The organism is Frigoribacterium sp. ACAM 257 (assembly GCF_007954365.1).
Taxonomy (GTDB): Bacteria; Actinomycetota; Actinomycetes; order Actinomycetales; family Microbacteriaceae; genus Frigoribacterium.
Genome location: NZ_VOLO01000003.1, coordinates 243,471 through 267,383, shown reverse-complemented (window position 1 = coordinate 267,383; position 23,913 = coordinate 243,471). Strand labels below are relative to the sequence as shown.

Below are 23,913 nucleotides of genomic sequence, written 5' to 3'. Positions count from 1 at the left end.
GAGCTGGACGCGCCTCCTCGTCCTACTGCGCCGAGCAGGTGGGCAGGGCCCCGGTGTCTCCTCCGTCGGCCACGGTCTCGAGCGCCGTGACCGCGTCGTCGAGGGTCGCCACCGAGTAGACGTCGAGCCCGTCGGGCACGTGCCCGACGACCTCGTCGCAGTTCGAGCTCGGAGCGAGGAACACGGTCGCGCCCGCATCCAGAGCACCGTAGAGCTTCTGCCGGATGCCGCCGATCGGGCCGACCGTCCCCGAGGCGGTGATGGTGCCCGTGCCCGCGACCCGCTGCCCGCCGTTCAGCTCGCCGGGGGTCGTCTTGTCGATGATGCCGAGGGCGAACATCATGCCGGCGCTCGGGCCGCCCACCTTGTCGAGGCGGAGCGTGACGTCGAAGGGGAACGTGTAGTCGACGCTCACCCCGACCCCCAGCAGGGAGGTGCCCTGCACCTCCTGAGGGGTGATCTGCTCGGTCTCGCGCTCGCCCGATCTCTCGACCACCACCTCCGCCGGGGACGTCGCCCCGTTGTCGGCCACGATCGAGCGGAGCGCGTCGACGTCGCCGTTCGTCGTCAGGTCCTCTCCGTTGACGCTGACGAGCACGTCCCCCTCCTGGAGCACGCCCTCGGACGGCCCGCCGGTCGAGACCTGGCTGACCGTCACCGTGCTGGGGACCTCGTACCCCTCGTGCACGAGGGCTGCAGCGATCGCGGACTTCTGGGAGTTCTGCATGTCGACGGCGTTCTGCTCGTCGACCTGCTCGTTCGAGACGCCGGAGGGGTAGATGGCCTCGACGGGGACGACGGCCCGGCTCGGCGAGAACCACGAGCCGACGACCTCGATCCAGCTCGGGCGGACCGACTCGTTGCCCTGGACGCTCACCGTGAGCAGGTCGAGGGAGCCTGCCGTGGGGTAGGTCTCGGCCCCGTCGACGGTGATCAGGGGGGCGTCCTCGCCCTCGTACTCGGCCGACCCGAGGGTGTCGAAGACGGGGCCGGGCTGCTCGATCAGGTAGGGCGACGGGATGAACGTGAGCGCGAGGCCGGAGACGAGCGCGACGCCCAGGAGGGGCCACCCGAGACGGGCGGCGCGACGGCCGCCCGAGGCGGCACGGGTCGGGGGCGTGAACAAGGCCACGGGTGTTCCTCTCGCTGTTCGCCACGGGCGCAGCGAAGGACCCTGGGGCATCGGCCGGGATCCAGGCTGTTCCTGCGGCCACGAGCTAGCGTAGCCACCATGACCGATGATCCGCAGCGCGAGCCTGAGGACGAGTTCCGCGACATGCTCCGCCAGTTCCTGTCCGGCGACTCCGAGATCGATCCCTCCCAGCTCGCGGGCGCGGCGGGGCTGCCGAACGACCCGGCCTTCGTCGCCCAGCTGATGAGCCAGCTGCAGTCCGCCGTGGCCCGCAGCGGCGACGGGATCGACTGGTCGGTCGCCACCGAGCAGGCCGCCTCCGTGGGCACGCAGTCAGCCGTCGCGACCAGCCCGGCCGACCAGCGGGCCCTCGAGCAGGCGTTCCACGTCGCAGCCCTCTGGCTCGACGACGTCACGTTCGTCTCGGAGCTGACGGTGGCTCCGCGCCTCCTCACGCGATCCGAGTGGGCACGGCTCTCGATGCCGGTGTGGACGCAGCTCGCCGAGCCGGTCGCCGAGTCCATCGCCGACTCCCTCACGAACGTGCTCCGCGAGCAGGCCCCCGAAGAGATGCAGCAGCTGCTCGCGGGTGCCAGCCAGGTGATGCGGAGCGTCGGCGGCACGCTGTTCGCGATGCAGCTCGGCCAGGTCGTGGGCCAGCTCTCGACCGAGGTCGTGTCCGGCGGCGACGTCGGCATCCCCCTCCTCGACGACCAGCAGGCGGCGCTCGTGCCCCAGAACGTCGCCGCCTTCGGCGAGGGCCTCGACATCGAGACCGACCAGGTGCAGCTCTACCTCGCCGTCCGCGAACTGGCTCACGCCAGGCTCTTCCGGCACGCCCGGTGGCTGCGGCTCCACCTCATCTCCTCCATCCGGGAGTTCGCCCAGGGCATACGCATCGACACCGCACGGCTCGAGGAGCTGGCGGTCGACTTCGACCCCTCCGACCCCGGCGAGCTGCGCGACGCACTCGCCAGCGGCGCCCTGATCCCGCCGAAGACCGACGAGCAGCTCGCCGCGCTCGGGCGACTCGAGACGACCCTCGCCCTGATCGAGGGCTGGGTCGACGTCGTCACGGCCCAGGCCACCGCGCGCCTCCCCCGCTCCGCCGCGATCGCGGAGACCGTACGGCGCCGCCGCGCGGCGGGCGGGCCGGCCGAGTCCGCCTTCTCCACGCTCGTCGGGCTCGAGCTGCGTCCCCGTCGGCTCCGTGAGGCGGCGGCGATGTGGTCGGCCGTGTCGGAGGCGGTGGGGGCCGAGCAGCGCGACGCCCTGTGGTCGCACCCCGACATCGTGCCCTCGAGCGCGGACGTCGACGATCCGCAGGCGCTGATCGCGCGGCTCACCTCGGGCGAGCCGGCCTTCGACGACGTCGACCAGGCCATCGAGGACCTCCTGAACGACACGAGCGACGACCGGCCCCGCGAGGCTGAGGACGGCTCCGCCGACGAGCCCGGCTCCTCCCCCGCTCCCTGACGACGCGGTCCGCCTCCCGGAGCTTGTGGACAACTCCGCCGGAGCACCGGAGGTGGTCCACTCTCGTCAGGTGCCCCGCCTCTCGCCCCTCCGTCTCCCCGCCCGTGCTCCCGTCGTCTGGCGTGACCCGTCGTCCCTCCAGATCGGGGTCGAGCACGTCCACGCCGTCGTCGACCACGTCACGGCCGGGCAGGCCGAGTTCCTCGCCGCGGTCTCGTCCGGCGTGGGAGCCGGGGGCATCTCGGCGGTGGTCGTGCAGGTCGGGTGCGACAGGGCCGAGGCCGCAGACCTGGTGCGACGGCTGGGACCCGTCCTGCTCGGCGACTCCGAGCTGCCGTCCGAGCCCGGGCGTCGCCCTGTGGCGCGTCTCGCGGGGCGCGGCGCCCTCGTCGACGAGGTGGGTCGCCTCCTCGAGTCCTGCTCCGTCGGCGTGCTGAGGGAGGACGGCGAGTCGGCCGCCGCAGCACGGGGCCGGGGCGACGGGGCCGGACCGCACGTCGGGGTCGTCGTCGGCGGCCTCGTCCCCGATCCCGTCGTCGTCGCCGAGTGGCTGCGCCGCGACGTGCCGCACGTCCTCGTGCGCGTCGGCGACCGCTCGGTCCGTGTCGGACCGGTCGTCGTCCCCGGGGCCACGGCCTGTGCCCGGTGCCTGCACCTCCACGACGGCGACCTCGACCGTGCGTGGCCTGCCATCGCAGGTCAGCTGGTGGCCCTGCCGGTCGCGTCGCCGCCGCTGCTCGTCCTCCGCGAGGCCGCTTTGCGGACGGTCCGCCGCGTCCTCGCGATGACGAAACGCGGCCTCGACGACGGCCCCGGCGCCGGCCCCGGCGAGGTGGTCCGCATCGACCTCGACACCTACGAGGTCAGCTCGTCGGTCGTGCGGCCCCATCCCGACTGCGGGTGCGGAGCTCCTCCAGGAACCGGCTCGGTCGGCGCTCGCCGCCCCGGCCCTGCCCGCTCGGGGCCCACGAGAGGCGGAGTCGCTCCCGAGCCCGCGTGATGCCGACGTAGAGCAGGCGCCGCTCCTCGTCGATCGCCTCCAGGCCCTGCGCGTAGCTGATCGGCACGAGGCCCTCGCTGAGCCCGACCAGGTAGACGCTCCGCCACTCGAGGCCCTTGGCCGAGTGCAGCGTGGCGAGGGTGACCGCGGCCATCGTCGGCTCGTGCTGCCCGGCCTGCCTCGCCAGCAGCTCCTCGACGAACTGCTTCAGGGTCGTCCCCTCCGGCGAGGCCTCGGCGAGGCCCATCAGGGCGTTCAGCGACTCCCAGCGGTCGCGGAGGGCGCCCCGCTGCTCCGGCGCCTCCTGCGTCCAGCCGAGGGAGCGCAGCACGTCGCTCACCGTCTTGAAGAGGGGCTCGCCGATGATGCTGACCGAGGCTCCCTTGAGCATCATCACCGCCTCCTTGACCTCCCGGAGGTCGAAGAACCGGGTGGCCCCGTGGATCCGGGTCGAGACGCCGACGTCGGCCAGGGCGCGCTCGAGCGCCGCAGCCTGCACGTTTACTCGGTAGAGCACCGCGATGTCCTCCGGGGCGAGGCCGCCGGCGATCTCGTCGGCGATGGTCTGGGCGACTCCACGGGCCTCGGCCATGTCGGTCGGGTACTGGACCACGGGCGGAACGGGCCCCGCCGACTCGACCGCCGGGTGCAGGTGCAGCGCGCCGGGCCGGCCGCGCATCAGCTGGTTGGCCGTGTCGACGATCTGGCGCGACGACCGGTAGTTCTGCTCGAGCCGCACCACGGTGGCGTCGTCCCAGCGCGAGCCGAACCCCAGCAGGTAGTCGGCCGAGGCCCCGGCGAACGTGTAGATCGTCTGGCTCGCGTCGCCGACGACGCACAGGTCGTTGCGGTCCCCGAGCCAGAGCTCGAGCAGTTCTTGCTGCAGGGGCGAGACGTCCTGGTACTCGTCGACGACGAAGAACCGGTACTGCTCGCGCACCTGCTGCGCGACGCGGGGCTCGAGCTGCATCATCCCCACGGTGGCCAGGAGGACGTCCTCGAAGTCGAGCTGCCGACGCTCGTCCTTGACGTCCTCGTAGGCGCGGTGCAGGTCGACGGCCTTCTCGACGGTCAGCGACTGGGGCAGGGTGCGCGAGTGCGCCTTCACCGCGTACTGCTCGACCGTCAGGCGGGACACCTTGCGCCACTCGATCTCGCCTGCCGTGTCGCGCAGCGACGCCGTGTCCAGCTTCAGCCCGACCCGCTCGGCCGCGTGGGCGAGCAACTTGCCCTTGCTGTCGATCAGCCGGGGCATCTGCCCGCCCATGGTCTGGGGCCAGAAGTACGAGAGCTGGGACAGGGCGGAGGCGTGGAAGGTGCGGGCGGAGACGCCGCCCGCGCCGAGCTGACGGAGGCGCCCCCGCAGCTCGGCAGCGGCACGTGACGTGAACGTCAGGGCCATCACGCGCCCGGGAGCGTAGACGCCCGTGGCGACGCCGTAGGCGATCCGGTGGGTGATCGCCCGGGTCTTGCCCGTGCCGGCCCCGGCCAGCAGGCAGACCGGGCCGAGCAGGCGCCTCGCAGCCTCGCGCTGCTGCTCGTCGAGACCGGCGATGAGCGACGCGGCGTCGCTCACTGGTCGAGCTCGGCGCCGAACCAGTCCTCGATGATGGCCCGAGCGATGGAGGTGCGGCCGGGCAGCAGGACGTCGCCGAGCGAGGCGGCGAGCTCGTCGCGGCTGAACCAGCGGAGATCGAGGATCTCGGCGCCGTCGGGCTCGAGGGTGCCCGGGTCGTCGACGTCGACGCGCGCCGTGAAGCCGAGCATGAGGCTGGCGGGGAAGGGCCACGGCTGAGAACCGACGTACCGGGGGTCGACGACCTTGACGCCGCTCTCCTCGAAGATCTCGCGCTGCACGGCGTGCTCGAGCGACTCGCCCGGCTCGACGAAGCCGGCCAGCAGCGACCAGCGGTTGGACTCCCAGAGCGCGTTCGAGCCGAGCAGGAGGCGGTCGTCGGCGTCCGTGACGCCCACGATGATCGCCGGGTCGGTCCGCGGGAACACCTCGTGGCCGTCGTCGGCGTCACGGCCGACCCACCCGGCCTTGTCGCGGACGAGCGGCCGCCCGGTGCGGGGCGAGAACCTGTGCGAGTCGTGCCAGTTCGCGAGGGCGACGGCCTCGACGGCCAGGCCGGCGTCCCGGTCGCTCAGGCGCGTGCCGAACATCCGGACGCTGCCCCAGTCGTCGTCGGCCTGCGACAGGCGGGCGGAGGCCTCGTCGTCGAGCAGGGCGGCGACCAGGGGCGTGCCCACCGGCTCGGTCGCGTCGGGGTCGAGCGAGCGCCCCAGGTAGAGGTACCCACCGGCCTCGGGCACCTCGCTCGGGGGCAGGAGCGCGAGGCGGTCGTCCCCGGCCATCAGCAGGCGGGTCCCCCACACCGGGAGCACCCGGGTGCCCTCCTCGGCGAGCAGCTCGGGGATGGCATCGGGCCGTTCCCTCGTCAGGTAGTCGCGGTCGACCCGGTGTCGGGAGAGGGGCAGCCGGGACGTGAGCGGCGAGGACATCGGACGACCAATCATCGCGAGTTGACAGCGTGGCGAACGGCGGAGCGCCGGACACTGCGGCCTACCCTGAGGGCATGGCCAGATCTCACCTCACTCTAGCCGCGTTGGCCACGGCCGCCGTCGCCGAGCTCGACGTGCGCACGACCTCCCCGCACGGCTCCGCGTCGGGCGACGTCGACTCCGCGCTGCTCACGACGGGGGCCGGCGACGAGCTGATCGTGCGCGTCCCCCGGTCGCAGCGTGCCGAGGCACAGCAGTCCGCCGACCTCGTCGCCCTCCGGGCCCTGAGCGCCGGTGTCCGCGGACGCCTGCCCTTCGCCGTCCCGTCGTACCGCGGCCAGGCCCCCGTCGGCCGGACCCGCGGGATCGTCTACGACTTCATCGCGGGCACGCACCTCCGCACGGCCCAGGTGACCGGCGGCTCCGGCCTGCCCACGGCCCTCGGCCGAGGCGTGGCCGCCATCCACGCCCTGCCGACCAGCTTCGTCACCGACGCCGGCCTGACGAGCCACACGCCGTTCGAGGCGATGCGCTCGACGGCCTCGCTCGTCGACCGCGCCGCCTCGACACGGCTGCTGCCCGCAGCGCTGCTCGAACGGTGGGAGGCGGCGATCCAGGACCACGTGCTCTGGCAGTTCCAGCCCACCGTCGTCAACGGCTCGCTCGAGGCTGCGTCGTTCCTCGTGGTCGACGGCGCCCTCACGGGCGTCCTGGGCTGGCAGGACCTCCAGGTCGGCGACCCTGCCCGCGACCTCGCCTGGTTGCTCGGCGCCGGCCCCGAGGCCGTCGACGCCGCCTTCGCGGCCTACAACGAGGCTCGCGGCACGAGCGACCATCAGCTCCGCCGCCGCGCCACGCTCTACCGCGAGCTCGACACGGCGAAGTGGCTGCTGCACGGCACCGCCACGAAGAACACCGCCGTCGTCGACGACGCCGTCGGCATGATGGCGGCCCTCGTCGACCGGCTGCAGTCGCCGGACGGGGTGTCGATCTCGTCGGACTCGACGGCCGCGCTCGACCTCGACGGCGTCGAGGAGCTCCTCTCGACCACCGAGCGCCGACACGGCTGACGCCCGGCGCTAGCTGCCTGCCTCCACCTCGTCCCAGAGGGCCACGAGCTCGGCTCGGCTCGCGATGTGCCGGGGCTCGATCACGACGTCGTCGGCCACGAAGTAGAAGGCGGCGTCGATGTCGTCCGCCGGGACGCCGCGGAACGCGGAGTACGCCTCTCGGTAGAGCGCGAGCTGGAGCTGGCGCAGCTCGAGGTCGGCGGCGTCGGCGGGGGCGCGTCCCGTCTTCCAGTCGACCACCTGCAGGCGGCCCTCGCGTTCGAAGACCGCGTCGATCTTGCAGATCACGGTCCGTCGGCCGAGCGGCAGGTGGATCTCGAGCTCGACGTCGACCGGCTCGAGCCGGGCCCAGGGAGACCGCTCGAAGGTGGCCTGGAGCTCGACGAGCCGACGCGCGTCGTCGGGGTCGACGAGTCCGTTCCCGCCGCGCTGCTCGTCGTCGTCGAGGTCGAGCTCGGTGCCCCAGGCATCGAGCAGCTCGGCGCGGCCGGTCGGTCGGTAGCGCTGCTCGACCCACTCGTGGAACAGGGTGCCGAGGCGCGTCGCCCGGTACGGACGCTCGGGCAGCGGGCGACGGAGGGCCGCCGCGACGCCCGAGGGGTCGCTGACGTAGTCCTTGAAGCGCGACGCCGGGATGCGCTGCGGCAGGTCGATGCTGCCGGCGTGCCGATGCACGGCCTCCCGCTCGAGCAGCAAGAGGTCGATGTCGTCGGCCCAGGGGCCCACGTCCGCGCGCCGGCGCGCGGCCGCGCCGCCGACGGACACGTCCTGTGCATCGTCCACCTCGACGGGGTCGGTGCCGGGGCCAGGGTCGGAGCCGGGGTCGGAGCCCGGCGCAGCTTTCTCCCGCGCCCTCAGGGTCCGCTCGACCCGCACCGCGGCACGCTCGACCCGGGCGCGCCTCGGCCCCAGCGGGTCGACGGGCCAGACGAGCTCCCGCGACGACTGGGCGAGCGGGTCGGACTCGTCGTCGGGCCCGTCAGGCACAGCCTCGGCAGGGACGATGCCCGCCTCCACCAGCTCGACCAGGTACCTGCTCGGCAGCCGGGGCTTGACCGTCGACGACCAGAACGACCCGCTCAGCAGGAGGGCGTCCTTGGCTCGGGTGAAGGCGACGTAGGCGAGGCGCCTCTCCTCGGAGAGGTGCCGTCGACGCAGGTCGTCCTTGAAGGTCGCGAGGCGCTCGTCGAACTCCTTCTGGTCGTCGACGGACCGCCAGGCGAGGTCGGGGAGCTCGGCGGCGTCGCCCCGGAACTCGTACGGCAGCTCGCCGAACCCGAGCCAGCCGACGCCCTCTCGCGACGTGCCGGGCAGCTCGCCGTCCACGAGGCGCGGCACCGCGACCAGGTCCCACTCGAGGCCCTTCGAGCCGTGCACCGTCAGCAGCTGGACGGTGCCCGGCTCGCCGTCGTCCGATCTCGGCCCCATGTCGTCGCGCCGCTCGGCGGCGGCGAGCCAGGAGAGGAAACCGCCCAGGGCGGCGTTCTCGTCGGCGGCCACGTAGCCCGACAGCTCGTCCTCGAAGGCCTGCAGCCAGGCGCCGCCGTGACCCTCGCCGGTGGCCGCGGCGACCTCGACGTCGAGCAGCATCTCCTGCTGCACGAGCGTCACGAGGTCGACGAGGTCGAGGCCCGTGCGCCCGCGGAGGAACGCCAGCTGCGACCCCAGCCGCCGCATCCGGGCCAGGCCCTCGTCGCTCAGCCCGCGCAGTTGTCCGTGGCCGTCGGGCGCCGTGGTGACGAAGTCGAGGGCGTCGACCACCGAGCCGTGCTCGCCCACCGCGACGGACGCGCGGAAGCCCTGGGCGACCTCGTCGGCCAGGACCTGCTGTGCGTGGTCGTGCGCGAACAGCCACGAGGCGACGGACCGGAGCGCGGCGACGTCGTGCAGGCCGATCCGCCAGCGCGCCCCTGTCATGAGCCGGATGAGCTCCGACCCGGCCGACGGGTCGTGGAGCACCCGGAGGCAGGACACCAGGTCGACGACCTCGGGCCGCTGCAGCAGCCCGCCGACGCCGAGCACGCGGTAGGGCACTCCCCGGGCGGCGAGCGCCTCGACGAAGGCGGGCATGGTCTTCTTCGACCGGAAGAGCAGCGCCGCCGTGCGCGGGGAGGGAACGCCGTCGGCCACGATCGGCTCGGCCAGCTCGCGGGCGAACCAGGCCGCGACCTGGTCGGCCTCGTCGGGCAGGGTCTGCTCGAAGAGGGTCTCCACCCGGCCGTCGGGGGCGGTGGGCCGAGCCCGCAGCGTGCCCACCGGCACCTCGGACGCCGCCGCCAGCTCGGCCACCACGACGTTGGCCGCGTCGAGGACGCCCCGCGAGTTGCGCCAGCTCGTGGAGAGGCTGTAGACGGCGTCGGGGTCGGCCCCGAAGTCGAGGGGGAACCTGCCGAGGTTCGCCGCGGAGGCACCTCGGAACCCGTAGATGGACTGGTGCGGATCGCCGACCGCCATCACCCCGGTGGTGGCGAACAGACGCGACAGCAGACGCGTCTGCACGACGCTCGTGTCCTGGTACTCGTCGAGGAGCACGACGCGGAATCGCGCTCGCATCGCGTCGACGACGTCGGGGGCGGTCTCGCACACGTCGAGGGCGAGCGCCACCTGGTCGGAGTACTCGACGAGGCCCCGGCGTGCCTTCTCGTCGGCGAACTGCTCGGCGAGCGCGACGAGCGGCGGGAGCGCCGACACCGCGGCCACCGCGTCGGTGACCGACTTGTAGGCCGACCCCTTGGCCGAGGGAAGGCCGGCGAGGTCGAGGAAGCGGTCGCTGAGGCGGAGCACGTCGTCACCGCCGGCCACGTTCTCGCTGAGGGCGTGGCTGAGCCGGAGCACCGCCTCCGTCAGGGAGTCGACGCTGCGTCCCAGCCCGGCGAGACGGTCGTCGCGGCTCGCCACGACCAGCGAGCGGGCCAGCTGCCATGCCGAGGCCTCGCCGAGGACCTGCGACTCGGGCTCACGGCCGACCCGGAGCGCGTCGTCTCGGAAGACCCCGTTGGCGAACGCGTTGTAGGTCGACACTGTCGGGACGTCGAACGGGTCGGGGTCGTCGCCCAGCAGCCCCGCCTCGCCGAGTTGCCGGATGCGCCTCTCGATGCGCTCGCCCAGCTCGCCGGCCGCCTTGCGGGTGAAGGTCAGGCCGAGCACCTGCGACACCTCGACGTGGCCGTTGGCGAGCAGCCACACGACCCGGTTGGCCATGGTCTCGGTCTTCCCGCTGCCTGCGCCCGCGACCACGAGTGCGGGCACGAGCGGCGCCTCGATGACGGCCTGCTGCTCGAGCGTGGGCTCAGGGAGGCCGAGGCGACGCGCGACGTCGACGGCCGACAGGCTCACGAGCTGACCTCGCCCACGACGTGGATGCGGCAGGAGCCGCCCGACCGGCCCTCGCAGTGCTCGTCGAGGCGCGCCACGAACACACGCCCGGCCATGCCCTCGGCCGCCGTCTCGACGCGGTCACGGAACGCCTGCAGCATCTCGGCGTCGAAGGCAGCCTGGGCCGGCTCTCGGTACAGCTTGCCCCGCACGCCGGACGACACCACGACGAGCTTCGCCCCGCCCGGCGGCGTGCCCTCTGGCACGGCCTCGATCGCGCCGTCGGCCAACGCGAGCTGGTAGCTGCCGAGCTGCGGGTGAGCCGCGATGGCCGCCGACGAGGTCGGGGCGGCCCGCCCGGTCTTGAGGTCGACGATGACGGCGGCGCCGTCGCGGGTGCGCTCGACCCGGTCGATCGAGCCGCGGAGGCGAGCGGGACCGGTGTCGAGGGTGAACGTCGACTCCGCGCCGATCAGCTCGCCGCCCGACTGCGCGAAGTCGCGCAGGTAGGACGCGAGGCTCTCGGTCATCTGCCGGGCTCGCCTCTTCTCGGCGTCGGCGATCCACGGGGACTCGAAGGCGAGCTCGTCCCAGCGCTCCTCCACCGCCTCCCACAGCGAATCGACGTCGGTGTCGACCGCGTGCTCCATGACGGAGTGCAGGACCGTGCCGAGGCCCATCGAGGCGTTGGGCGCGGAGCCGCCGAACCGGTCGACGAACCAGTGCAGGGGGCACTCCTCGAACGAGCCCAGCTGGGACGGCGAGACCGCGACGTGGGCCTCGGGCTCGGCGAGGTCGACCAGCGGCGCCGACGTGCTCGGCTCGGCGAGGCCGTACCACTCGCCCGGGTGGGCGCCGGCGACGCCGGCCGCGGCGAGGCGGGCGAGGCCCGCCGTCGCGGACTCCACGCGGCCCTGGTGGGTCGACTCGACCACGACGTGCCGCAGGTGCCCCACGAGCCCGCGGAGAGAGAGCGGGTGGCCCCCGGGCGGGGACGGCGCGTCGCCCGGCAGCAGCCGGAAGAAGAGCGACGGCCCCTCGTCGTCGTCGGACGTGCACGAGAGCACGACCTGACGACGCGCACGAGAGACCGTGAGCGCGAACATGCGCAGCTCGTCGCTGAGCACGGCGGACCGTGCGTCGATCGGTGTCGGCCCTTCGTCGGCGCCCTCGCCCGCCTGCGCCGCCTCGACGAGGTCGTCAGGGCCGAGCAGCGCGCCGCGCACCCGCAGGTTCGGCCACACGCCGTCCTGGAGGCGGGCTGCGACCACGACGTCGACCTCGAGGCCCACGGCGGCGGACGGGGTGCAGACGAGGACCGACTCGGCGGATGCCTGCGGCGAGAGGGTGTCCTCCGGGACCTCGGCGCCGAGCAGGGCGTCGAGGAACCCGACCGCCGGCGCCTCGGGGGTGCGCTCGACGAAGCGCTTCGCCGTCGTGAAGAGAGCCACGACGCCGTCGAGGTGCCGGTCGGCCTCGGCGGCCACGATTCCCCGGCCCGCAGCGCGGGTGCTCCACTCTCGGGCGAGGCCGCTGCGGTCCCACAGCCCCCAGAGGACCTCCTCGATGCTCGCACCGGCCGCCGCCTCGCGCCGGGCCGCGTCCAGGCTGGCGGCGAACCGGCCCGCCCTGGCCGCTGGCCTCGAGTCGATCGTGGCGAAGCGTCCCGGCCCGGCGAGCGCCTCGACGAGCAGCGCGTCGGCTGAGCGCGTGCCCCCGCCGGCGAGCTCGTCCGCCCGCAGCGCGAGCCGCAGACGGCGCAGCGACAACGTGTCGAAGCCCGCGAGCGGGCCCAGCAGGAGCTCGCCCGCCAGGTCGGCCGTGAGATCGTCGCGCCCGACGGCGACCGAGGCTGCCAGGAGGAGGTGACGCGCCCCGTGCTCGTCGCGCACCGCCCGGCCCGCGATCGAGGTGCGCGTGGGCACGTCGGCGAGCTGGAGGCCCCGGGCGACGCCGGGCACCTGGCCGCCGCTGCGCACGACGACCATCATGCTCGACCACGGGACGCCCGAGACGAGATGGTGCTCGCGCAGCACGCGGGCGACGGTCGAGAGCTCGTGGGCCGGGCTGTCGGCCTGCACGGAGAGCACCGGGGGGACGCCGTCGCCGGACTGCGCGTCCGGACGAGGGCCAGGCGTGCCCGCAGCGCTCGGCACTCCGGCCCCGGGCCGACCGGGCCCGGCCGCGTGCTGGCGCCCGGCGCCGGCCGTGCCGATGCGCGCGGTGACGCGCTGCACCAGGTCGCGGAGCGGCGGGTCGTGCCGGTGCGCGGTCGACAGCCACAGCGTCCGTGCGTCGGGCAGGTCGAGCCGCTGGCCGAACCTGCCGAGCACGTCGGGGCTGCCGCCGCGGAACGCGCTCGTGGCCAGGTCGGGGTCGCCGAGGGCGACGACGGCGACCCCTCGCCTCGCCAGTGCGCGCAGCAGGGCGACGGTGGACTGCGTGGCCTCCTGGGCGTCGTCGACGAGCACCGTGCGCAGGCCGTCGACGACCGGTGCCGTCTCGCCGCGGTCGAGAGCCGCCACCGCCCAGTCGGCGAGCTCAGCCGAGTCGAGCCGGCGACCCGGCATGGCGTCGACGACGGCGTGGTGCTCGTCGACGAGATCGGCGACGGCGGACCACTCGGGACGGTCACGCACCGCGGACAGCCGTCGGAGGTCGTCGGTCGACAGCCCCTGCTCGGTGGCCCGCATCATCACCTCGCGCAGCTCGGTGCGGAACCCCTTGAGCGCTCGGACGCGAGGGCCGAGGACGTCGGGCCACCGAGGGCCGGCACCGTCCGCCTCGTGCCCCTCGAGGAGCGACCGGACGATCGAGTCGTGGTCGCCGCCGGTCAGGAGGGCCGGCGGCTCGGCCCCGGCCAGGCGCGCGGCGTGGCCGACCACGTCGAAGGCCAGCGACGAGACGGTGCGCGCGAGCGGGCCGGGGGTGGGCACGTCGAGCCGCGCGGCCAGGACGTCGCGGAGGCGCGTGGCGGTCGAGCGCGACGACGTCAGCGCCGTCACCGAGCCGGGCGCCCAGCCGCGCGTCTCGAGCCTGTCGGCCACGAACTCGACCAGCGCCGTCGTCTTGCCCGTGCCCGGCGCCCCGATCACGGAGGCGGAGACGCCGTCCGGCAGGTCGAGCACCGCCCGCTGCGACTCGTCGAGCTCGACCGCTGACCGCGTGGCGGTGCCCGCGACGGGGCGGAAGGAGGTCGTCACCATGTGCTCGACGGTAGCGGCTGCCGCCGACACCGAGCGGGGGCGCGGAGCCGTCCGGCGCGGGCCCTTGCGCTCTCGGTGAACGCGCGAGGCCCATCCCGGCCGCGTCGGATATCGTGACGACGTGGACATTCGCATCGGCATCACCAACAGCCCCCGTGAGATCAGCTTCGAGACGTCGCAGACCGCGGCCGAGGTCGAGGCCATCGTCGCCGACGCCCTCGACGGCAGCAAGACGTACGTGACCCTCGCCGGGTCGAAGGGCAAGACCTACCTCGTGCCCACCGCCTCCCTCGCGTACGTCGAGGTGGGCTCCGACGAGAACCGCCGCGTGGGCTTCGTCAGCTGACATGGAGCTCCTGTTCGTCGTGCTCGGCGGCGCCCTGCTGGGCTTCGTCGCCCACTTCGCGCTGCCGGCCCACGACACTCGCGGTGTGCTCCTGGCCCCCGGGGCAGCCGCGTCCGTCGCGGCCGTCGTGTGGGAGGTCCTCCTCCTCCTCGGCCTGAGGGCCGACGGCGGGTGGATCTGGGTCGTCTCCCTGGTGCTCTCGGCCGTCGCGGCGGTCGTGGTCTGCCGCGTGGCGGCGACCTCGAGGAGGCGCCGTGACGGCGAACTGCTGGCCCGCCTCTCGCGAGGCTGACGCAGGCTGAGCACTCGGGCCGCCGGGTGACGATCGCCGTGCCACGACCCGCGGTCGGTCGCAGGCCGTCAGGCCGTCAAGCCCAGGCAGGCCGTCAGGCGGTCAGGCCGTCAGGCCGTCAGGCCGTCAGGCCGTCAGGCCCAGGGCGTCCATGCGCCGCGTGTGCGCGGCGACGAGCTCGGTGAACACCGGCTCGAGGCGCTCGTCGTCGGCCGACTCGTGCGACGCCGAGATCGCCGCCCTGGCCACGAGCAGAGTGTCGCCGACGAGGCGACGGCCCCACAGGGCGAGGCGCGACGCGAGCTGCGGGTCGTCCTCGATGGCTGCCGAGAGCTCGGCCACGATCGCCGACTCGTCGTCGCCTGCCTCGAGCACTCGCACGATGCGGTCGCGGTGGTCGGCCGACAGGCCCGCCGCGAGCCGGACGAACACGTCGTTCAGGAGTCCGGCTGCGACGTAGGAGGCGAGGATCGCCTCGTGCCAGTCGGCGCCCTGGGTACGACGACGGAACTCGTCGACCGCCTCGCGGTGAGGGTCCATGGAGAGCGTCGGGTCGCCTCCTGTGCGCTCGATCTCGGCGAGGAGGCCGCGGTGCCGATCGAGGGTGCTGCCCGCGACGCGAGCGGTCGTCCGCTGCGCGCGCACGTGCGGCGCGGAGACGGCGGCACGGCCGAGTGCCTCGAAGAGCGACAGCTCGAGGTAGGCGGCCTGGCCCAGGTAGACGTCGAGGTCGGGGGTGAAGTCGCCGAGCTCGACCCGGTTCACGGGCACGACCTTCGAGGCGGGCCGCGGCCACTGGATGGACGGGACGCCGCGCTGAGACCTCCGGCCCTTCCATGACACCACGCCGCAAGCTTACGGGGTCCGAGGGTCGCGGCCGCACGACGGGCTAAACTGTCCGCGATCCGCCTACACATGAGACAGGGCAACTACGTGACTTTCACCGATCTTCAGATCGACCAGGACATGGTCGACGCACTGGCTGCGAAGGGGATCCTCGAACCGTTCCCCATCCAGACCCAGACCATCCCGCTCGCGCTCTCGGGCCAGGACATCATCGGCCAGGCCAAGACGGGCACCGGCAAGACCCTCGGCTTCGGCCTCCCCATCGTCCAGCGCATCGGCCTCTCCCCCGAGCCCGGCGTCAAGGTGCTCGTCGTCGTTCCCACGCGCGAGCTGTGCGTCCAGGTCGCCGAGGACCTCGAGGTCGCGACGTCCAACCGCGACACGAAGGTCGTCAGCATCTACGGCGGCAAGGCCTACGAGGGCCAGGTCGAGCAGCTCAAGGCCGGCGCCCAGATCGTGGTGGGCACCCCCGGGCGCCTCCTCGACCTGGCCGGCCAGCGCCTCCTCGACCTCAAGGGCGTGCAAGAAGTGGTCCTGGACGAGGCCGATAAGATGCTCGACCTCGGGTTCCTCAGCGACATCGAGAAGATCTTCCAGCAGGTGCCCGCCACCCGGCACACCATGCTCTTCTCGGCGACGATGCCCGGCCCGATCGTGGCCCTGGCCCGCCGCTTCATGACGAAGCCGATCCACATCCGGGCGACCGACCCCGACGAGGGCCTGACGCAGGCGAACATCAAGCACGTCGTCTACCGGGCGCACTCGCTCGACAAGGACGAGGTCATCGCGCGCATCCTCCAGTCCGAGGGCCGCGGCAAGACCGTGGTCTTCACCCGCACCAAGCGGGCCGCTGCGAAGCTGGTCGAGGAGCTCAACGACCGCGGCTTCAACGCCGCCGCCGTGCACGGCGACCTCAACCAGGAGCAGCGCGAGCGCGCCATGGCCGCGTTCAAGGCCGGCAAGAAGGACATCCTGATCGCCACCGACGTCGCCGCACGCGGCATCGACGTCAACGACGTCACGCACGTGATCAACCACACCGTCCCCGACGACCACGACACGTACCTGCACCGCGCCGGCCGCACCGGCCGCGCGGGCAAGACCGGCATCGCCGTGACGTTCGTCGACTGGGACGACCTGCACAAGTGGGCCCTGATCAACCGTGCCCTCGACATGGGCCAGCCCGAGCCCGTCGAGACGTACTCGTCGAGCCCGCACCTCTTCGAGGACCTCGACATCCCCGTCGGCACGAAGGGCCGCCTCAAGTCGGCCCCCAAGGCCGCTGTCGAGGGCGGCGCCGCCACGGCCCGGGAGCGCAACCCCGGCTCGCGCAGCCGGTCCCGCAGCGCCGAGGGCGACTCGGGCCGTCGTGGCGGCGACGGCGACTCCGGTCGTCGTGGCGGCGAGCAGTCGTCGCGGCGCGAGCAGGCTCCCCGCCGCGACCAGGCTCCGGCCGAGACCCCGGCAGCGGCGCCCGCGGGCGACGGCGAGGCCCCTCGCCGCCGCAGCCGTACGCGTCGTCGACGTCCGGCCGGCGACGCGCCCGCGTCGTAGCCCCGGTCCCTGATCCGCGAAGAGGCCCCGCACCGTCACGGTGCCGGGCCTCTTCTTCGTGGTGCGACCCGCTCGAGGGCGGGTGTTCCGGGTCGAGGGCGGGTCGCTGCGGACCCGCCCTCGACCCGGATGACCCGCCCTCGACGATCCGGGTCAGCCCTCGACGGGCCGCCAGCCGGTGGCAGCCTCCACGATGCGCGCCAGCTGCTCGGGATCCGTGCCGTTCTCGCCCAGGCGGTTGGGCTTGCCCGTGCCGTGGTAGTCGCTCGACCCGGTCGTGATGAGGTCGTGCCGGAGCGCGAGCTCGCGCAGCCGCTCGGCTCCCGCCTCCGTGTTCTCGCGGTGCCGCACCTCGACGCCCATGAGGCCCGCCTCCACGAGCTGCTCGAACGAGCGTGCCGAGATGTTCGTGTCCCGGCCGCGCGTCGCCGGGTGGGCGATGACCGGCACGCCGCCGGCCGCGCGGATCAGCGTGATGGCGTCGACAGGGCTGGGCGCCTCGTGCGGCTCGTAGTAACCCGAGCGCCAGTGCAGGATGCCGGCGAACGCCGCGCTGCGGTCGGGTGCGAGGCCCTTGGCGACGAGAGCGTCCGCGATGTGCGGACGCCCCAGGGTCGCGCCCGGCGTGGACTGAGCCAGGACGTCGCCCCACGTCACGTCGTAGTCGGCCCCGATCCGCTCGACGATGCGCTCGGCGCGGTGCAGGCGGCTGTCGCGGAGGCGGGCGGTCTCGGCGACGAGGTCGGCGTCCTCCGGATCGAACAGGTAGGCCAACATGTGCACGCTGTTCATGCCGAGCCTCGTGCTCATCTCCATGCCGGGCACGAGCGTCAGGCCGGTGCCCACGACGGCCCTCGTGGCCTCCGACCAGCCGGCCGTGGAGTCGTGGTCGGTGAGCGCCACGACCGCGAGGCCTGCGGACGCGGCGGCCGCGACCAGCTCGGCAGGCGTCTCCGTGCCGTCCGAGACGCTGCTGTGGGTGTGCAGGTCGATCGGACGATGGGGCATCCGCCCATCGTAGGCCGACGTCGCTCCGGCCCGCCCGGGCGTCCTCCGTGCACAGGACGGGCGGTCGCCTATGCTCGGTCCCGCCATGATCCGTCGTCTCGTCGCCTTCGTCATCGTCCTCGCGGTCGCCGCCGCCCTGTTCGTCGCGCTCTGGCCGCAGCAGCTCGACCTGCAGCGGACGTGGCCCACAGCTCAGCTCGTCTCGTTCCGCGGGGCGGCGGCCGCCGTCGCCGGCGGGCTGGCCGTGGTCCTGTTCGTCGTCGGGATCGCCGCCCGTCCCCTCCGGTCGATCGCCGCCTCCCTCGGGGTGCTGCTGCTCGTCTTCGGCGCCGTGTCGATCGGCGTGGCCGCGGCCAGGGGCCTCGGTCGGGACGACTTCGTCGAGGCGCTGCCGACCGACCTGACGGTGGTCGTCTGGAACACCGAGGGCGGCGCGCCGGGCGCTGACGTGATCGCCACGTTGGCCGTCGAGGAGGGCGCGGAGATCGTCAGCCTGCCCGAGACGAGCGCCGAGGTCGCGACGGCCGTCGCCGAGGCGATGGGCGCCGCCGGCCTCCCCATGTCCGTGAAGACGGTCGAGTACCCGACCGTGGGCGGGTCGGAGCCGACCTCCCTCCTGATCGCGAGCGGCCTCGGCGAGTACGCCGTCGCGGTGGCCGACGACGGCTCGGCCGTCGAGACGACGCCCTTCATGCCCTCCGTGGTGGCGACACCGGTCTCGGGAACGGGGCCGACCATCGTCGCAGCCCACCCCGTCGCGCCGACCACCTCGCAGATGCACGCGTGGAGCGAGGGCCTCGGCTACCTCGCCGAGGCCTGCGCGGACGGCAACGTCATCATGGCGGGCGACTTCAACGCGACCCTCGACCACATGGCCGGCCTGGGCACCGCGGGAGGCGCGCTCGGCCGCTGCCGCGACCTCGGGGTGACCACGGCCAACGCGGGCCTGGGCACCTGGCCCACCGACCTGCCGCCGCTGCTCGGCACCCCCATCGACCACGTCCTCGCGACGCGCTCGTGGATGCCGACCGGCTACAGGGTCGTCACCGACCTGGACGAGGCCGGCAGCGACCACCGCCCCGTCGTCGCGCAGCTCACCGTGACGGGCGCCTGACGCCGCACCGGGTTGGACGGCCCGCGACTTCGCGGGACAATGGCGGCATGGACGCACAGAAGGCACCCCGTGCCACCACGAACCGGTCGACCACCCCCCGCTCGGACTCGTTCAAGGACTACATCTCGTCCCAGTGGGCCGATCGCGACGAGGTGATGCCGGCGGCGCGAGAAGAGGCCGCCTTCGCCGCGGTGCGTCGGGCCCGCCTGTCGGAGCTGCACCAGGGCGAGCGGCTCGTCGTCCCGGCCGGACGCGCCAAGGTCCGCTCGAACGACTGCGATTACCCGTTCCGGGCGCACTCGGCGTTCGCGCACCTCACCGGCTGGGGCTCGGCCACCGTGCCCGGCTCGGTGCTCGTCCTGGAGCCCGTCGGCGACGGACACGAGGCCACCCTGTACTTCCGAGCCAGCGCCGGACGCGAGTCGGACGAGTTCTACGCCGACCCCGAGATCGGGGAGTTCTGGACGGGACCTCGTCCCTCGCTCGCGCAGGTCGGCGCCGATCTCGACCTCGCCACCCGTGAGCTCGCCGAGCTCGACGCGGTCGTCGCCTCGTCGACCGGTGCCACCCTCGTGCTGCGCGAGGCCGACCCCGAGCTGACCGCGCGCGTCGACGCCGTCGTCGCGGCCGCGGTCGACGCCGCCGGCCTGGACGAGACGGGCGCGGACGAGACGGGCGCGGACGCGACGGGCGCGGACGCGACCGACGACGACCCGACGTCCGCCGCAGCCGTCGACGTCCTGGCCCGCGACGCGAGCGAGCTGCGCCTCGTCAAGGACGCGTGGGAGGTGGCCCAGATGCGACAGGCGGTCGCCGTCACCGGCCGCGGCTTCTCGGACGTCATCGCCGACCTCGACGACATCGTCGCCCACCCGCGTGGCGAGCGCCTCGTCGAGGGCACGTTCAACCGTCGCGCCCGGGCCGACGGGAACACCGTGGGCTACGACACCATCGCGGCCTCCGGCGACCACGCCTGCGTGCTGCACTGGACCCGCAACGACGGACCGGTCGCCGACGGCGACCTGATCCTGATCGACGCCGGCATCGAGCTCGACAGCCTCTACACCGCCGACATCACCCGGACACTGCCGGTGTCGGGGCGCTTCAGCGACGTGCAGCGGCTCGTCTACGAGGCCGTGCTCGAGGCCGCCGACGCCGCGTTCGCCATCGTGCGCCCCGGCATCGCGTTCCGTGAGATCCACGCCGCCGCGATGCAGGTCATCGCCGAGCGCACCGCCGAGTGGGGCTTCCTGCCCGTCAGCGCCGCGGAGAGCCTCGAGCCCGACCACCAGTACCACCGCCGCTACATGGTTCACGGCACGAGCCACCACCTCGGCATGGACGTGCACGACTGCGCCGCGGCGCGCCGCGACCTCTACCTCGACGGCGTCCTCGAGCCCGGCATGGTGTTCACCATCGAGCCCGGGCTGTACTTCCAGCCCGACGACCTCACCGTGCCCGAGGAGTTCCGCGGCGTCGGCGTCCGGATCGAGGACGACATCCTGGTGACGGCCGACGGGGCCGAGAACCTCTCGGTCGGCATCCCGCGCACGGTCGCGGACGTCGAGGCCTGGATCGCCCGCCCGTAGTCCGCACGGCGTGCACGGGGAAGAGCCCCGGTCCCTCTCGGGGATCGGGGCTCTCGTGCGCCGGCCCACGGCCTCGCAGGAGGCGCGTGCCGAGCACCAGGGATCAGTCGCGTCCCGCGCCCGGCCCGGAGTCCCGGGCGTCCCCGCGGTCCGCGGCTTCCTCGACGTCCGCGGCGTCCACGTCGCCGGCGGGACCGGCCAGGTCGTCGCCGCGCCGCCTGCTCGTCACGAGCACGACGACCACGGCCACGAGCGCCAGCACGACGATGCCGATGCCGATGCCCACGACGAGGCCGAGGTTCGACTCGTCCGCGTCGGCGGTCTGGGCGAGGGCCTCGCCGGTGGCGCCGTCGGTCGGGTCGGCCGAGGCCGACGGGGCCGCGGCGCTCGTCGAGTCCGCGCCTCCCGGCTCCTCCGAGGCCGTGGGCTGCCCCGCACCGTCCCCGCCGGCGCCCTCGTCCGAGGTGTCGCAGGCGGGCCGGCTGGCGGCTCCCTCGGCGACGGCGGCCCCGGCCGGCGGAGTCCACGTGAAGGGCAGCGACGCCGACACGGTGTGCCCGTCGGCCGAGACGGCCTGGTACGTCATCGTGTAGTCGCCCGCCGCGCCGAGCGCGACCCCTGTGCTGAGGGTCGCCCCGCTGGTGGCCGAGCAGCCGTCCTCGAAGTGCCGGCCGGAGGCGTCGGTCACCTCGAGCACGTTCGACGAGCCGGTGCCCGACAGGTCGAGGATCACGTCGTTGAAGGTGATCGACGCCTCGGTCAGCTCGGCGGACTGCGTGCTGCCCTCGGCGGGCGCGCTGCTCACGACGTAGTCGTGCGCCGAGGCGGACGAGACCGGTGCGAGCGCGAGCAGGCCCGCCGCCCCGACGCCCACGACGCCCGCGACGAGAGCGACACGGGACGGTCGCCGACCGGCGGGCGCGCGACCGGTCGCGGTCGAGGAGGCGGGGATCACCGGCGCGACCCCGTCGCGTCCGCGCCGGGCCGTGCCGCGCCCGCGGCGCGGGGCCGACGGGTCAGCGCGACGACGCTCACGACCAGAGCCACGGCACCGAGGGCGAGCCCGCCGATGCCGAGGCCGACGGCGACCGAGTCCGAGGCGGAGCCGGTGTCGGTGTCGCCGGACGACGAGTCGTCGCCTGCCGCGACGGCCGCGCCGTCGGCACCACCCGACATGTCCTGGCCGCCGTGCTCGTCGGCGGGCGGGGCGTCCTCGACGTACAGCACCGGGGCCGGGAACTCCGGCTCCTCGCCCGAGGCGGGAGTCTCGTCCGCCCAGTCGACGACCGAGCCGTCCGAGTAGGTCTGGTGGGCGGGCAGCGTGATCGACCCGGTCTCGGGCACCGCGCCGGCGGAGATGACGAACTGCTGGAACTCCCCCGGGCCGACCTGCGTGCCGGGGTCGGCCGTCCAGGTGACCTCCGTGGGCGCCTCCGTCACGGTCGCGCCGTCCAGCTCGACGGGCTCGGGCAGGGTGCTCGTGGTGACGACCGTCGTCCAGCCGGGCAGCGGCTGGTAGGTGACCGACGTGAAGGGAGTGTCGGTCGGCAGGTCGACGGTGAGGCCGACGGTCCCGGCCGTGGCCGACTCGGTCGGCACCTTGAAGGTGAGGGTGGCGTACGAGCCCGCGTCGACCTGTGCAGGGTTCACGCGGACGTGGGCCGACGCCGCGAGGGGCGCGGCGAGCGTGAGCAGGGCCGCGGCGCCGAGGGCGGCGGCGGCGCGTGCGGCGACGGCCGGACGCGAGGAGGGGCGGGTGGTGGTCATGGGGGTGGTCCTGTCTGGCCGCACGGCGGCGGCCGGTGTCGTCTGGTCTGGGACCCCGTCGTCGAGCGGACGACGAGGCGGGCACCGGCGTCGGGGCGTGACGCCGAGGCGGTGATCAGACGGGCAGGGGCGGACCGCGGAGGGGCCTGGCGCCGATCGCCCGGAGGGGCGGCGCACGCCGACCGGGCAGGGCGAGGACGGGACGGAGGCGCGGGCCCGTGCTCACGGGCGGCACGGCCCCTGAGAGCCCGCGACGCACGCGGGCGAGACCGTGAGCGGCCACGACGGCCAGGCGCTCGAGGCAGTGGGCACCCCAGCGCAGCCCGACCGCGGTGACGAGCGCGGCCGCCGCGTGCGCGGCCCACATGAGCCCTCCGCCCATCGCCATGTGGTGCCCGCCGTGCGCGGCGAGCACCTCGGACGCGCCGGCCGTGACGACCAGGGGCGCGTGGTGCCCGCCCACGGACGAGGCGCCGGTTCCGGCTGCGGCGCCCAGCGAGAACAGGAGGTGGAACGCGAGCTGGCTGGCGGCGACCGAGACGGCGAGCCGGGGCAGCGAGGCGCGACGACCGGTCAGCGCGATGCAGAGGGGCACCGAGAAGGCGAGCGCGAGCACCACCCCGAGCGTGCCGGGCTCGGCTCCGCCGCCCGCGACGTGCGAGAAGGCGGCGACCACGACGGAGAAGCCGGCGGTCAGCCAGCCGCGGACGAACCGCGTCCATCTCGGGGCCATGGCGCTCTCTCGGGGTCGGGGACGGTCGCGCCAGTTTACCGGGGGCCGCCACCGCCGACGGGCGGCCACGGGCCAGGTCGGTCGACGCCGAGCGACCTCGCCCGCTGCGGGACAGCGGGGTCACGGGTCGGCAACGATCCCACACGACAGGTCGAGCACCTCCTGCGCTCGCCCCATGGGGCGGCTGAGCACGACCACCACGACCGGGACGGCGCTCGTCGTGCTGCTGGCCACGGCGAGTGCGCCCTCGACGCGAGGGCGCCGCCGAGGCCGGTGGCCGGAGGCCGGTGGCCGGAGGCCGGTGGCCGGTGGCCGGTGGCCGGTGGCCGAGATCGTCGAGGGTCCCCCGGCTGCGCGCTGAGCACCGACGCCTGGACGGGCCGGGCAGGTCTCCGGAGGCCCGGCGGCGCCTCAGCGCCCGGTCTGCGGTCCCGCCAGGATCTGCTGAGCGCGGTGCGTCAGCTCCGGGTCGACGACGATCTGGTAGCTGCGGGCGAGCACCTGGTGGGTCGAGGTGAAGTCGCGACGACGGCGGCTGATCGCGAAGCTGGCGAGGCCGTAGAGCATGCCGAAGCCGGCGCCGATCAGCGACGCCGCCAGGATGGTCGTGACGGAGGCGGTGTCGGGCGAGAAGAGGAGCATGACGGCCCCGAAGAAGACGCCGATCCAGAGCCCCGTGACCGCGCCGGCGAGCGCCGCGCGACCGTACGTCAGCCGCCCCGTGACGCGCTCGACCGTGGTGAGCTCGTTGCCGATGATCGCGAGCTGCTTGATGGGGAACTCGGCGTGCGACAGGCGCTCGACCACGGCCTGCGCCTCGGGGTAGCTGGCGTACGTCCCGAGGACGTCGCCTCGGGGAAGGGTCGGGATGCTCGGCGCTCGGCGGCCCCACGGGCTCGGGTTCGTCATGAGAGCAGTGAAACACGTCGGCAGGGGCGGCAGCACGCGGCGCGGTCGGGC

General features: G+C 74.1%; 18 protein-coding genes and 1 pseudogene. 8 read left to right on the top strand and 11 right to left on the bottom strand.

All coding sequences use genetic code 11. The features are described from left to right. Positions 1 to 22: 22 nt before the first annotated feature. The gene (locus tag ES689_RS11075) at positions 23 to 1,132 is read right to left on the bottom strand and encodes a PDZ domain-containing protein (RefSeq protein ID WP_223269544.1); all 1,110 of its coding nucleotides are present in this window, start codon (positions 1,130 to 1,132) and stop codon (positions 23 to 25) included. Between the two features lie 99 nt (positions 1,133 to 1,231). On the opposite strand from ES689_RS11075, the gene ES689_RS11070 reads away from it, so the two are divergent. Continuing rightward, positions 1,232 to 2,608: a zinc-dependent metalloprotease gene (locus ES689_RS11070; RefSeq protein ID WP_146904267.1), complete on the top strand. Its 1,377-nt coding sequence runs from the start codon at positions 1,232 to 1,234 to the stop codon at positions 2,606 to 2,608. A gap of 25 nt (positions 2,609 to 2,633) precedes the next feature. Continuing rightward, a pseudogene (locus tag ES689_RS16135) lies at positions 2,634 to 3,467 on the top strand (hypothetical protein); the annotation flags it as partial. A 4-nt stretch (positions 3,468 to 3,471) separates the two neighbouring features. Here ES689_RS16135 and ES689_RS11060 read toward each other — a convergent pair. Next, positions 3,472 to 5,184, bottom strand: a complete 1,713-nt coding sequence (locus tag ES689_RS11060; RefSeq protein WP_146904260.1) for an ATP-dependent helicase — start codon at positions 5,182 to 5,184, stop codon at positions 3,472 to 3,474. Then, entirely contained in the window at positions 5,181 to 6,113 is a 933-nt protein-coding gene (gene nudC / locus ES689_RS11055; protein ID WP_146904257.1) for an NAD(+) diphosphatase, read from the bottom strand. The genes ES689_RS11060 and nudC overlap by 4 nt, the downstream gene beginning before the upstream one ends. Positions 6,114 to 6,187: 74 nt before the next feature. Between nudC and ES689_RS11050 the strand changes: the two genes are divergently transcribed. Further along, complete coding sequence (locus ES689_RS11050; RefSeq protein ID WP_146904254.1) at positions 6,188 to 7,183, top strand: phosphotransferase; 996 nt, start codon at positions 6,188 to 6,190, stop codon at positions 7,181 to 7,183. A gap of 9 nt (positions 7,184 to 7,192) precedes the next feature. On the opposite strand, the gene ES689_RS11045 is transcribed toward ES689_RS11050, so the two are convergent. Both ES689_RS11045 and ES689_RS11040 read right to left on the bottom strand, forming a co-directional pair. After that, a complete protein-coding gene (locus ES689_RS11045; protein ID WP_223269543.1) occupies positions 7,193 to 10,519 on the bottom strand; it encodes an ATP-dependent DNA helicase in 3,327 nt (1,108 codons plus the stop codon). Next, positions 10,516 to 13,704, bottom strand: coding sequence for an ATP-dependent DNA helicase (locus ES689_RS11040; RefSeq protein ID WP_146904248.1), 3,189 nt, complete (start codon positions 13,702 to 13,704; stop codon positions 10,516 to 10,518). The genes ES689_RS11045 and ES689_RS11040 overlap by 4 nt, the downstream gene beginning before the upstream one ends. 121 nt (positions 13,705 to 13,825) lie before the next feature. Here ES689_RS11040 and ES689_RS11035 point away from each other — a divergent pair, with 121 nt between their 5' ends. Together ES689_RS11035 and ES689_RS11030 are read left to right on the top strand one after the other, a co-directional pair. After that, a complete protein-coding gene (locus ES689_RS11035; protein ID WP_123548145.1) occupies positions 13,826 to 14,050 on the top strand; it encodes a DUF3107 domain-containing protein in 225 nt (74 codons plus the stop codon). 1 nt (position 14,051) lies between these two features. After that, positions 14,052 to 14,342: a hypothetical protein gene (locus tag ES689_RS11030; RefSeq protein WP_146904245.1), complete on the top strand. Its 291-nt coding sequence runs from the start codon at positions 14,052 to 14,054 to the stop codon at positions 14,340 to 14,342. A 126-nt stretch (positions 14,343 to 14,468) separates the two neighbouring features. Here ES689_RS11030 and ES689_RS11025 read toward each other — a convergent pair whose 3' ends face one another. After that, entirely contained in the window at positions 14,469 to 15,188 is a 720-nt protein-coding gene (locus ES689_RS11025) for a ferritin-like fold-containing protein (protein ID WP_223269542.1), read from the bottom strand. An 87-nt stretch (positions 15,189 to 15,275) separates the two neighbouring features. On the opposite strand from ES689_RS11025, the gene ES689_RS11020 reads away from it, so the two are divergent. Then, positions 15,276 to 16,742 (top strand): DEAD/DEAH box helicase, encoded by a 1,467-nt coding sequence (locus ES689_RS11020; RefSeq protein WP_146904242.1) that lies wholly within the window; start codon positions 15,276 to 15,278, stop codon positions 16,740 to 16,742. Between the two features lie 153 nt (positions 16,743 to 16,895). Here the strand turns inward: ES689_RS11020 and ES689_RS11015 are convergent, their stop codons facing one another. Further along, positions 16,896 to 17,750 carry a PHP domain-containing protein gene (locus tag ES689_RS11015; RefSeq protein ID WP_146904238.1) on the bottom strand — a complete coding sequence of 285 codons (855 nt, stop codon included), beginning with the start codon at positions 17,748 to 17,750 and terminating at the stop codon, positions 16,896 to 16,898. A gap of 85 nt (positions 17,751 to 17,835) precedes the next feature. Between ES689_RS11015 and ES689_RS11010 the strand changes: the two genes are divergently transcribed. Then, positions 17,836 to 18,864, top strand: coding sequence for an endonuclease/exonuclease/phosphatase family protein (locus ES689_RS11010; RefSeq protein ID WP_191330385.1), 1,029 nt, complete (start codon positions 17,836 to 17,838; stop codon positions 18,862 to 18,864). 47 nt (positions 18,865 to 18,911) lie between these two features. Beyond that, a complete protein-coding gene (locus ES689_RS11005; protein WP_146904232.1) occupies positions 18,912 to 20,453 on the top strand; it encodes an aminopeptidase P family protein in 1,542 nt (513 codons plus the stop codon). Between the two features lie 103 nt (positions 20,454 to 20,556). Here the strand turns inward: ES689_RS11005 and ES689_RS11000 are convergent, their stop codons facing one another. From ES689_RS11000 to ES689_RS10985, 4 genes are all read right to left on the bottom strand, one after another. Further along, positions 20,557 to 21,408: a copper resistance CopC family protein gene (locus tag ES689_RS11000; protein ID WP_223269541.1), complete on the bottom strand. Its 852-nt coding sequence runs from the start codon at positions 21,406 to 21,408 to the stop codon at positions 20,557 to 20,559. Then, on the bottom strand, positions 21,405 to 22,220 hold the full coding sequence (locus ES689_RS10995; protein WP_146904229.1) for a YcnI family protein: 816 nt from the start codon (positions 22,218 to 22,220) through the stop codon (positions 21,405 to 21,407). Before ES689_RS10995 ends, ES689_RS11000 begins: the two co-directional genes overlap by 4 nt. Before the next feature lie 115 nt (positions 22,221 to 22,335). Continuing rightward, a complete protein-coding gene (locus ES689_RS10990) occupies positions 22,336 to 22,953 on the bottom strand; it encodes a hypothetical protein (RefSeq protein ID WP_146904226.1) in 618 nt (205 codons plus the stop codon). 411 nt (positions 22,954 to 23,364) lie between these two features. Then, entirely contained in the window at positions 23,365 to 23,862 is a 498-nt protein-coding gene (locus ES689_RS10985) for a general stress protein (RefSeq protein WP_146904222.1), read from the bottom strand. Between the last annotated feature and the right edge of the window lie 51 nt (positions 23,863 to 23,913).

Bases quoted from the DNA above. Each gene is read 5' to 3' on its own strand.
- ES689_RS11070 (WP_146904267.1), top strand. From the start codon at position 1,232: ATGACCGATGATCCGCAGCGCGAGCCTGAGGACGAGTTCCGCGACATG.
- nudC (WP_146904257.1), bottom strand. From the start codon at position 6,113: ATGTCCTCGCCGCTCACGTCCCGGCTGCCCCTCTCCCGACACCGGGTC.
- ES689_RS11050 (WP_146904254.1), top strand. From the start codon at position 6,188: ATGGCCAGATCTCACCTCACTCTAGCCGCGTTGGCCACGGCCGCCGTC.
- ES689_RS11040 (WP_146904248.1), bottom strand. From the start codon at position 13,704: ATGGTGACGACCTCCTTCCGCCCCGTCGCGGGCACCGCCACGCGGTCA.
- ES689_RS11030 (WP_146904245.1), top strand. From the start codon at position 14,052: ATGGAGCTCCTGTTCGTCGTGCTCGGCGGCGCCCTGCTGGGCTTCGTC.
- ES689_RS11015 (WP_146904238.1), bottom strand. From the start codon at position 17,750: ATGCCCCATCGTCCGATCGACCTGCACACCCACAGCAGCGTCTCGGAC.
- ES689_RS11010 (WP_191330385.1), top strand. From the start codon at position 17,836: ATGATCCGTCGTCTCGTCGCCTTCGTCATCGTCCTCGCGGTCGCCGCC.
- ES689_RS11005 (WP_146904232.1), top strand. From the start codon at position 18,912: ATGGACGCACAGAAGGCACCCCGTGCCACCACGAACCGGTCGACCACC.
- ES689_RS10995 (WP_146904229.1), bottom strand. From the start codon at position 22,220: ATGACCACCACCCGCCCCTCCTCGCGTCCGGCCGTCGCCGCACGCGCC.
- ES689_RS10990 (WP_146904226.1), bottom strand. From the start codon at position 22,953: ATGGCCCCGAGATGGACGCGGTTCGTCCGCGGCTGGCTGACCGCCGGC.
- ES689_RS10985 (WP_146904222.1), bottom strand. From the start codon at position 23,862: ATGACGAACCCGAGCCCGTGGGGCCGCCGAGCGCCGAGCATCCCGACC.